The 9,709-nt window shown below is 67.1% G+C and carries 6 protein-coding genes and 1 pseudogene; 6 read left to right on the top strand and 1 reads right to left on the bottom strand.

From position 1 onward, the window contains the following. A pseudogene (locus ACZ52J_RS42400) lies at positions 1-257 on the top strand (IS5/IS1182 family transposase); the annotation flags it as partial. On the opposite strand, the gene ACZ52J_RS42395 reads toward ACZ52J_RS42400, so the two are convergent. After that, positions 250-885 carry a helix-hairpin-helix domain-containing protein gene (locus ACZ52J_RS42395; RefSeq protein WP_465626766.1) on the bottom strand — a complete coding sequence of 212 codons (636 nt, stop codon included), beginning with the start codon at positions 883-885 and terminating at the stop codon, positions 250-252. The pseudogene ACZ52J_RS42400 and the gene ACZ52J_RS42395 overlap by 8 nt on opposite strands. 587 nt (positions 886-1,472) lie before the next feature. Between ACZ52J_RS42395 and ACZ52J_RS42390 the strand changes: the two genes are divergently transcribed. The 5 genes from ACZ52J_RS42390 (at position 1,473) to ACZ52J_RS42370 (ending at position 9,705) form a co-directional block, all read left to right on the top strand. After that, positions 1,473-2,246, top strand: coding sequence for a hypothetical protein (locus tag ACZ52J_RS42390; protein WP_465626765.1), 774 nt, complete (start codon positions 1,473-1,475; stop codon positions 2,244-2,246). 168 nt (positions 2,247-2,414) lie between these two features. Continuing rightward, the gene (locus tag ACZ52J_RS42385; protein WP_465626764.1) at positions 2,415-3,305 is read left to right on the top strand and encodes a hypothetical protein; all 891 of its coding nucleotides are present in this window, start codon (positions 2,415-2,417) and stop codon (positions 3,303-3,305) included. Next, positions 3,290-6,802: a DEAD/DEAH box helicase gene (locus ACZ52J_RS42380; protein ID WP_465626763.1), complete on the top strand. Its 3,513-nt coding sequence runs from the start codon at positions 3,290-3,292 to the stop codon at positions 6,800-6,802. The genes ACZ52J_RS42385 and ACZ52J_RS42380 overlap by 16 nt, the downstream gene beginning before the upstream one ends. Positions 6,803-7,162: 360 nt before the next feature. Then, positions 7,163-8,821: a caspase family protein gene (locus ACZ52J_RS42375; protein WP_465626762.1), complete on the top strand. Its 1,659-nt coding sequence runs from the start codon at positions 7,163-7,165 to the stop codon at positions 8,819-8,821. Beyond that, complete coding sequence (locus ACZ52J_RS42370) at positions 8,821-9,705, top strand: hypothetical protein (RefSeq protein ID WP_465626760.1); 885 nt, start codon at positions 8,821-8,823, stop codon at positions 9,703-9,705. Before ACZ52J_RS42375 ends, ACZ52J_RS42370 begins: the two co-directional genes overlap by 1 nt. Positions 9,706-9,709 lie beyond the last annotated feature (4 nt).

Here is a 9,709-nt window from a genome sequence, read left to right as displayed (position 1 = left end):
GACCTCGCAAGCGGCCCAAGTCCCTGCTCGGGGACAAGGGCTACGACAGCAGGCACGTCCGACGGGAGCTGACAAAGCGCCGGATCGCCGTCATCTCCTGCCGGGGCGGGCCCGACATTCGCGGTCTCGGCGGACTCCGCTACGTGGTGGAACAGACCTTCGCCCTGCTCCACCAGTTCAAGCGCCTCGCCGTTCGTGGGGAGCGCCGCCTCAAGCTGCACGACTCACTCGTCTCGCTCGCGTGTGCGCTCATCTGACCGAGGTGAAGGGGCGGGCGGCGAGGACCCGGTCGGTCTCCTCCGCGGTGATGCCCTTCACAGCGGCGAGCGCGATCCGCAGGCCGTCGCGGCCGTCCGGGCCGGGCTCGACCCGGTAGCCGGCTTCGGAGGTCTCGACGCACACCGGCAGCACCCGTACCCCGTGGCGGCGGGCGTCGGCCAGCAGCAGGCGCAGCGGGTACATCCCCGGCTCCGCTTCCATGATCCCGGCATAGAACGCGGCCCCGAAGTGCGCCTTCAGCCAAGCGCTTTGGAGGGTGATGACCGCGAAAGCGGCAGAATGCGAGGCCGGAAACCCATAGGCGCCCATGCCCTTGAGCTGCTCGAAAGTGGTGTCGATGACCCGCTGGTCGTATCCGGCCCCGGTGGCGCGGTCGCGGAACCACCTCTCCAGGGCCGGCAGGCGCTCCGGGCGGCTGAGCGCCCGGCGGGCCTCCTCCCCCATCGCCAGATCGGTCCGGGTCAGCACTGAAATGACCTTCTCCACCTGATCGTTGAAGACCAGCACCCCGAGCGTCGGGGACAGGGCGGGGACCAGGAAGCGCGGGTGCTGTGGCTCGCCGAGCCGCTGCCGATGGTGGAAGTGGTGGCCGGCACCGGCCGCCACGGCCAGGTCCGCTACGTCCGCGTCCGGCCGCAGGAGTAAGCCGGTCCTGCCGGAAAAGCGTGGCGGCGGGGTGGTGGATGCCGATGTCGACGGCGGTGTTCGCCGCGGCGCGGCGGGGGCCGGGCAGGAGCCGCTCGCACGTGCGCAGCATCTGCCCGGGAGCCGGTGAGGTCGGGGCAGCCGCCTGAAGGGCAGGGCTGCCCGGCCGGGTACGACGTCGACCGTCAGCTTGGTCGGACCTGCGGCATCTCGGCGGCAGCGCCGCCAGGGCGGCTGTCCAGGTCGTCGATCATGGCGATGACGACGGAGCCGTCATCGCCCTCGCCCGGCGCCGCGTCAACGTCCTCTGGGCCATGATCCGCGACCACACCCCCCTTCCGTTCGCCAACAAGCCGGCTCTGATCCAGCCACTCCAGTCCGGCTCCAGCGTGCTGCTGCCTCCGGTTGTCTGCCGGGAGCCCCCCGGCCGCCCCTCGCCCTGGCGGGGCTGGCTCTCCCCCGTGCAATAAGCGTTTCAATCACCCGGTCAGGTGGACTGCTGAGCGCGGCTGAGTCGCCGTTGGGCGGCGCGCTGCCACATTCATCCCGTGACTCGAGGTGACGTCGTCGACGTGAGCGGCCTGGGCCTGATGTTCCGCGGCCGCCCCGTGGTGACCGCAGATCCGGCAGTGCTGCGCTGCGTTGGTGAGCCCGGTGAGGTCTGGCTCACCGGCCTGGTCCAGGACTGGCTCAAGGCCGCGGACTGTCAGCTGGTCGAGATCGGCGCTGACGTCATGAGCGTCGGCCACGGTGGGGCCGAGATCCGGCTTACCCCGGTCGGTGACGCCGGTTGGCACGCCTTCTACACCCAGTGGGGGTGGGGAGTTCACGAGCACCCCTGGGACCTGGTCGCTCCCGAGTTCCGGCCGGCCGTGGCGCACTACAACGACATCACCGAACCCTTGCGCGACACCCTCTCGGCCGTCACCGCCGATGCGCTGCGAGACGCGGAGGCGCTGGCAGCGGGCGGTGCTGCAGACATCGTCCGCGCGGCGGTCCAGGACCTGCACACCTGGCTAGCAGCGATCTCGCACTTGGACCGTCTGTTCGGTTGTCGCCGGTCGGCGAGCAGGGAGATGGAGGTGATCCGGTCCCTCATCCAAGACCATTTCGCGGCTCGGGAGCAGGTCGTCGCCGCCGACATGACCTATCGGCACGGCTCGGACTGGACCTGCCCCGACGTCAGTCTGGGAGCCGAGTGGACGAGTTACGACCTTGCTGCCGGACCGATCTTCCTGTTCCGTGCGGCAGGTACCGGAACCCCTCAGGCATCCTTCGACCAGGCGGTCCTGGACCGCTCCGGCGAGCTGCTCAAATCGTAGGGCACCACCTGCGGGCGGTTGCCCGAGGGAGCAGAAGGGTGCGGCCGGAGCTTCCGCTGACGCGGGTGCCGGGGGCTCTATAAGGTGACCTTGACGAGGGCCGCCTCGACGTCTGCGATCACTGGGCGCCGTGCAGGCGAGCTGGGGACGAACAAGGGGTTCTGGGTGGTGGATGTTCTGCCCCCCGCGCAGGCGCTGGCCCGCGCGACGGCCGTCGGCGGGCGGGTGGCCGACCTGGTGCAGCGGGATCCTCGGGGAACCGGCCAGGTGTGCCCCTGGGATCTCGTCATCAACCTCAGCGCCAGCGCCGAGGACAGGGCGGCGGCTGCGTGGATCATCGCCGACGAGATCATGCGGGAGCGCACCGGTGGGCGGCCCCGGTCGTACGGGACGTGGCGCGAGGCCACGCTGAGCGGGACGAAGCTGACCGGGAAGGACCACCGTCTCATCAAGGCATTCGCGGAACCCGTCTTCGAAGCGGCCGCCGCGAAGAAGGAGGGCAACCATGGGTTGGCCGGATACGTGGGCGAGTGGCTCTGGTTCCTCCTGACCCGTGACCTGCCGGAGGACCCCGTGCGCCCGGTGGAGATCCTCGGGCCGCCGAAGGCCGCGGTCAACGACGGTGGCGGGGACGGGCTCATCGTCTACCGGGAGGACGGGACCACCCGGGGCTTCTCCTTCCGGCTGTGGGAGATGAAGAAGTACACCGGGGAGGCGAACCAGCCGGGTGGGGCGATCCGCAAGGGGTGGACGCAGCTCAGCACGAAGGGGGCGACCTACCTGGGAATGCTGTCCTGGGGTGACAAGCTGCTCGCCGACGACACCCGGGAGTTCGTGGGCAGCCTGGCTGAGCAGTGGGTGGATGAGGCGGAGTCCTCCGGTGGCGGTGTCAGTGTCGCGCTGAACTCCACGGCCATCCCGAAGAAGGCGTTCCACCTCGCGCATGAGCACTTCCCCACCCACAAGCACCCCGGCGCGCTGCAGGGGCTGGTGGTGGCTATCGACGATCTTGAGGGCTTCGCCCACGAGGTGAGGGAGTACGTGTGGACCGCACTCTAGATCCGACCGTGCTCGCGTACGCCCTCGGCGAGTACCGCCCCGGCGGGGTCCTGCCCTCGGCGCAGGAGCTGCTGGCGGCCATCACCGAGTTGGAGATCGCCGCCTTCCGCGGGGACCAGGAGATCCCGGACGACGTGCTGGCGACGGCATGGCTCCTGCACGGACTGGCTGCGATCGAGCCGGAGACCCAGGGATACGATCCGGTGAGGATCCGTCAGGCGCTCGCGGTCAGCTCCCATGTGATGGATCTGGCCCTGGCCGATGACCGGCACTCCCCCACTGAACGGCTGCGGATCGCCTTCGCCGCCCAGGCCGGTTACCGCAGGTGCGAGCAGGAGCCGAACGCCACCGCCGTCTACAGCCAGGTCAAGGCCCTGGTGAACGTCAAATCCTCGCTCCCGGCGCACATCGACACCCTGGCCCTGGAGGCCGGCGTCGTCTTCCTCGGCTTCGACCGGCCCGGGCTGAACCGGGCCCTGTCCGCCTGGCGCCGACAGTTCGCGGAGCTCCGCGAACTGATGGACGGCGAGCCGCTCGCGGGCACGATGTACGGCCCGGCCGAAGCCGTCATCGAGGCGGTCCACCTCCTCCGCCTGTTCCTCGCCTTCGGCGACTCCAGCCGCCTGGAGGAGGCGCAGAGCCTGCTGGGCAGCGTGCTCGACGGGCGGGCCGGCCGCGGTGACCCGCATGCTCGCTGGGTCGCGGCCCACCTGCTCGGCCTGAGCGGGCAGATGGCGGACAGCAGCCTCTACCGGCTGCTCCCGGACGGGACTCCCCCAGCGGTCGCCCGGACCTTCGCGATGTCCAGCCCGGCGGTGATGACCTTGTGGCGCCCGCAACGCGAACTGCTGCGGCTTGAGCGGGGCAACCCGGTCGACCCGGCCACCGGCCGGAGCCTGATCAGCGTGCCCACCAGCGCGGGCAAAACCTTGATGGCGCAGCTGGTGATCTGCTCCCACCTGGCACAGAAGCCGGGCCGGGTGGTTTACGTGTCGCCGATGCGCAGCCTTGGCCGGGAGATGCGGGCCGCGTTGCGGGGCCGGCTGCGGAACATGCAGTGGCGGCTGGTCGCCGAGCAGCCGGACTTCCCGCTCGGCGACGGCAGCGGATCTCTGGTCGGGGACGTGGACATCGTGACCCCGGAGCGGCTCATGCACATGATCCGCAACAGCCCTGGCGGCAGTGCCCTGGACGATGTCAGCCTGATCGTGGTCGACGAGACGCACCACCTCGCGCAGGGCCGGCGCGGCTTCGTGCTGGAGAGCCTGCTGGCCCTGCTGCGCAGCCGTCCCGACGGCATCCGGCTGGTCCTGCTGTCCGCCGCTGTCGGTAACCGGGCGGCCCTGGCCTCGTGGCTGGACCCGTCACGGCCGCCGGAGGAGGTCTACTTCACCGACACCTGGCGCGGCCCTCGGCGCCTGCACGGGCTGATGTATCCCCGTCTGCAGAAGGACCAGGCGGAGCTCACCGCGCGCAGGCCGAGCCTGAAGCGGCCCTCCACCACCCGGGCCACCGTGCCCGTGGCCGTCCGGCTCGATGTCCGGCCGACCGCCGCCAGCGGCACCTTCGGCCTGACCATCCAAGGGGTGGGAACCCGGCCGTTCGCCTCCTCCAACCCCCGGGAGTGGAACCAGGACACCGTCCTCGGCGGCGGCACCCCCAACTATGAGGTGTTCGCCGCCGGTGCCGCCGCCCTGACCCGGGCCGGCAGCGTTCTGATGGTCGTCGAATCCCGGGCCGACGCCAGCCGTGCTGCGGGCGCGATGGCTGGGCGCCTGGGCGTCCGCCCCGAGGCGGCGGCGCTCACCGAGTTCCTGGCCGAGACCCTCGGCGAACAACACCCTCTGGTCGCCTGCACCCGCCACGGCGTCGCCTTCCACCACGGCGGCCTTCCCGTCGACGTTTTGCGCGCCGTCGAGCGAGGGCTTCGTGAAGGGGCCCTGCTGGCCATCGCCTGCACCACTACCCTCACCGACGGCGTCAACCTGCCGGTGCGCACCGTGATCATCCATCACACGGTCGAGGGTGACCGGACCAGGTACCCCCGGCAGCGGAGCCTGAGCCCCGCCGAGCTGCTCAACGCGATCGGCCGGGCCGGCCGCGCGGGACGGGAGAGCGAGGGGTGGGTCATCCTCACCCGCCCCTACCCACCCAGGGCAGCGGAGTTCGAGACGCTCACACCCGACACCGAGCAGCTCACCGTCACCTCCGAACTCCTCAGCGACGACGCGCTGCGGGCCCTGGACCAGGCCGAACGGGACCTGAGAGCTCACCTCGAGGCTCTGTTCTTCCAGGTGGGGAACGTCGCGGCTGACTTCGCCGCGTTCGTGTGGATGATCCTGCAGAGCCACGCCGACACCCTTCACGCCCCCGGTGACCGACTTGACCCGGTGCGATCGCTGCTGGCGATGGAACAGGCCGAGGACGAGTCGATCCCGGGGCGCTGGATGGCTCTGGCCGAGCAGGTCGCCACGGTTTACGACGCCACCGACCCCGACTCGGCACGCCGCTGGGCCAGCACCGGCACCAGCATCGGCTCCGCGCGCTTCCTCGACAGCATCGCCCAGCGCCTCGCGGAGGAGCTCCTCGCCCATGCGGGCCCCGAGGACGTCGGCGAGGTCGCCCTGTTCCTAGGGCCGCCCGAGTGGACGTTGGAGCGGACCTTGGACTTCCTCACCGAGCAGGGCGTCTTCGAGCAGATCATGGTGCTGGCCGAGGTCTTCGGGTCCTGGCGGTTCACTCGCACGCGTACCGGCGGCGACACCATCGACGTGCCGATCAGCAGCGCGATCCGGGACTGGATCGCCGGAACCTCCATTCCCGAGTTGGCCCGCACCTGGCTCCCTGACAGCCTGCCCGGGGACACCTGGCCGCTCGAACAGACGGTGCGCAACATCAGCGGCGGCTTCGAGCACGCGATCAGCTGGATCGTCGGCGCCCTGGTCAACCTCGTCCACACCCACCCCCTGCTGACCCCCACCACGCCCCGCCTGTACGCACATACTGCATGGCACATCCGGCACGGCGTCGACACCGAGCAGGCCATCACCCTGCTCACCTCCGGCATCACCTCCCGCCGCCTGGCACACGAGATCGGCCGCGCTGCGGCCGAGGCCGGTGTCGGTCCGGGAGAGCTGCGCTCCTGGCTCGCGGAGCAGCAGATCGACGGCTGGATGACCGCCTACAAGGCCAACGAGTACGAGGTCGAGGACCTCCTCGACTACGTCAGCAAGCCGGCCGACCCGCTCGATGCCCTGTTGAAGGGCCGCACGGTGACCATTCCCCTGGTCCGCATCCGCCCCGACGCCGGCGACGGGCCGGTCACCTTGGTCCGACCGGGCAAGAAGCCGACCATCAGGGTCCGCCGGGACGGACAGCGGGTCGCCACCGTCCCTGCCGACCGGCACCACGCCGTCCTCACCGTGCTCGACAGCGGCCTCGACCTCACCCACCGCCTGGAAGCCGGCCAACTGGTCACTGCCCTGGCCGGCCCTTAGGAGGAGGGCGTGACCTCGCCGCCCTGACCTGCGACATTGCTACGCCGCGGGCCTCTCTCAAGTTGCCACCGGGAGCGACCCCAATTCCCCGAGGCTCCACGTCCGGTTGGGGCACGCCCAAAGGCAGCTTCCGGCCTAGCAGTGCGGGCCGGCGACCGTCCGTACAGGCCGCGCGCGCAAGGAGGCCGGCACTGGTGCGGCAGAGGGCTGGGTCCCCGGGCGCCCCACGGAGTCGTCCCGCGTACGCCGCCGTTGTGTACAAGATGTGCGCCCCGGGTGCCACGTGTCCCGCCGCCCGGCCCGCGTGTGATCCCCTGTTGTTCGCGTTACGGTCGAGACAGAGGCATGGATGGAGTGGCCATGGAGCGTGCTGTTGTTTTGATCGGCGTGCACAAGTCTGGCGATCTCCCTCCACTGAGGGCCGTCGACTCCGGAATCGATCACATGCGCGACTGGATAAAGAGTCAGGGAATTCCGGACAGTTCGGTTCGAATTCTGTCTGACACCAAGGGAGGCATCGTCAGCAGTGCGGATATCTTTGAGGCGGTGCAATCATTCGTCAATCGCCGATCCCTTGAGCAACTCATCGTGTACTTCTCCGGACATGGAGTAAATAAGAACCATTCGGAGTACTGGTTACTCTCAGGGGCGCCCGAAAACCCCAACGAGGCAATCAACCTCGACCTCAGCATGAAACTTGCGGAGCGTTGCAAGGTGCCCCATGTGGTCGCGATCTCTGACGCCTGCCGGACGACGCCGACGAGCATCAGGTGCGACAACATTCACGGGTCATTGATGTTTCCGGATCGCACAACCGGCGGCGAACCGGCCAAGACGGACGTCTTCTATGCCTGCAGGCTCGGCGATGCATCCTTCGAGGTCCTAGACGTCAGGGACTCAAGCGGCGCCTACCACGCCGTTTACACCGAGGTTATCGCCACGGCGCTGCAAGGGGGCTATCCTAAGCTACTCGAAGCTGCCCGGGACGGTAGTGCGGACTTCGTACGCCCGCACCCCCTGAAGGATGCCCTGCCACAGCTTCTGGCCAAGCACCTCGAAGATCTCGGAGCCAGCTTGACCGTTAATCAGATACCAGACGGCAAGATCCTCTCAACACCACAAGTCTCGTGGGTATCTAGGCTCTTCAAGGGCACGGCATCAAGCGGCTTGGGCCGTCCAGGCGGGGGCGGCGCCCCAGGCGCAGCAGGCGGGGGCGGCGGCTCGGACACACCCGATGAGAACCGCCCTCCAGCAGATCCAGCTATAGCTGCCGCGTCTGCCGCAGCCGTCAGGCTCGCGCACATTGTGGATCCTGGCGCTATCGATGCGCCGGCTGCTGTGCATGTACAGGGCGCGACCGTCAAGGCAGTGTATCCCGGCAGAGTGGATGCAACCCAGGCGTCTGACCAACTCGTGCAGGTCTGGCTCACAAGGAGCCAACCCGATTCCAGTGTTCTACTTCATCTTGACTCCGGCCACTCCGCCATCGTTCCTGCAATGCTAGGACGTGTGGCGACAATGACCGTCGAGGATGACCAGCTGGTAGATATTTCGTATGCGCCTTTGGTTCCGGGAAATACGAGCCGCGGGCAGCTTGATCCAATTTACGTCAAGGTGCGAGCACGAATAGCCGCTGCGTCGCGGTTCGGAATTTCATGGTGGGAAGGGGCTTCCGCGGAGAATCTGGTAGAGATATTTGAGAAGTGTGGCGAATCCGACCCTTCCCTGGCAGTATATTTCGCTCACGCCCTGGCAAGCCTTGGCCGCCAGGATCTAGTAAGACGACTTCAACTGCGAAACAATAGGATGCTCTTCGATGTCATGCTCATGGGGGATATCCTTGACGGTCAAGTGATTCCATTCCTGCCACTGCTTTCGCGCGGCTGGGCACTACTCGGCCTCCTTACACCAGACATCCGGCTTAGCGTCCCGATTCCACGTGATTCACACTGGACGCTCTTCGCGGATGCCGACATTCCCCGCCTGCGAGAGCTGCTAGATCAGCAGGAGGCAGTGTAATGTGCAAGCTAATTTTGGTTCACGGGCGTTCTCAGCAATTCAAAGAAGCTGACGAACTGAAACAGCAATGGAAGCAGGCGCTACAAGCAGGATTGGCCAAAGCGGGCACCAGCCTAGGCATATCGGACGAGCAGATTCGCTTTCCCTACTATGGCGATACGCTGCACCACTTGACCGAGAACCTGCCTGGCGACGCGCCAGACGTGATCGTTAAGGGCTACGGGGATCCAGGTGAACGCGAGAAAGAGTTCATTGCAGCCGTCGTCGCGGAAGCAGTAGAGACATCTGGGATATCAGAGGATGACATCCGTGACGCCGCAGAAATTCCTGCAACCATAGAGAAAGACGTACAGAACTGGCCCTGGGTCATCGCAGCCTTACGAGCCATCGACAAGGTACCCGGCCTCTCTAGTGCGACTCTTGAACTCGTCACTCGCGACGTTTACCGGTATATACATTACCCGGGAATCCAAACCGCTATCGAAGCTGGCGTGCGCAAGGCGCTAATCCCCGGCGAGAAATGCACCATCGTTGCCCACTCGCTAGGCACGGTGATAGTCTACAATATGCTGAGGCGGGAAGCCGAAGTACAAAATTGGAATGTGCCTTCCCTTATCACCTTGGGATCTCCCCTCGCAGTGGGGGCTATCGCTGAAGCACTGCGCCCCATCGGACGACCATACGGCGTTGTCGACTGGTTTAACGCATTCGATCCTCGGGATGTTGTCGCTCTTCATCCGCTCGACTCCGAACATTTCCCTGTCGATCCTGCCATCGAGAACTTTAGCGATATTCGCAATATGACCCCAAATCGGCATGGAATTGTAGGGTATCTAGACAATCCCGTAGTTGCCCTTCGAGTCCGAGATTCCTTGCTCGGATGAGGTT

The sequence above is a fragment of the Kitasatospora sp. NPDC034035 genome, assembly GCF_055575755.1.
The sequence above is the reverse complement of the archived record's forward strand: the minus strand, read 5'-3'. Positions and strand labels throughout refer to the sequence as shown.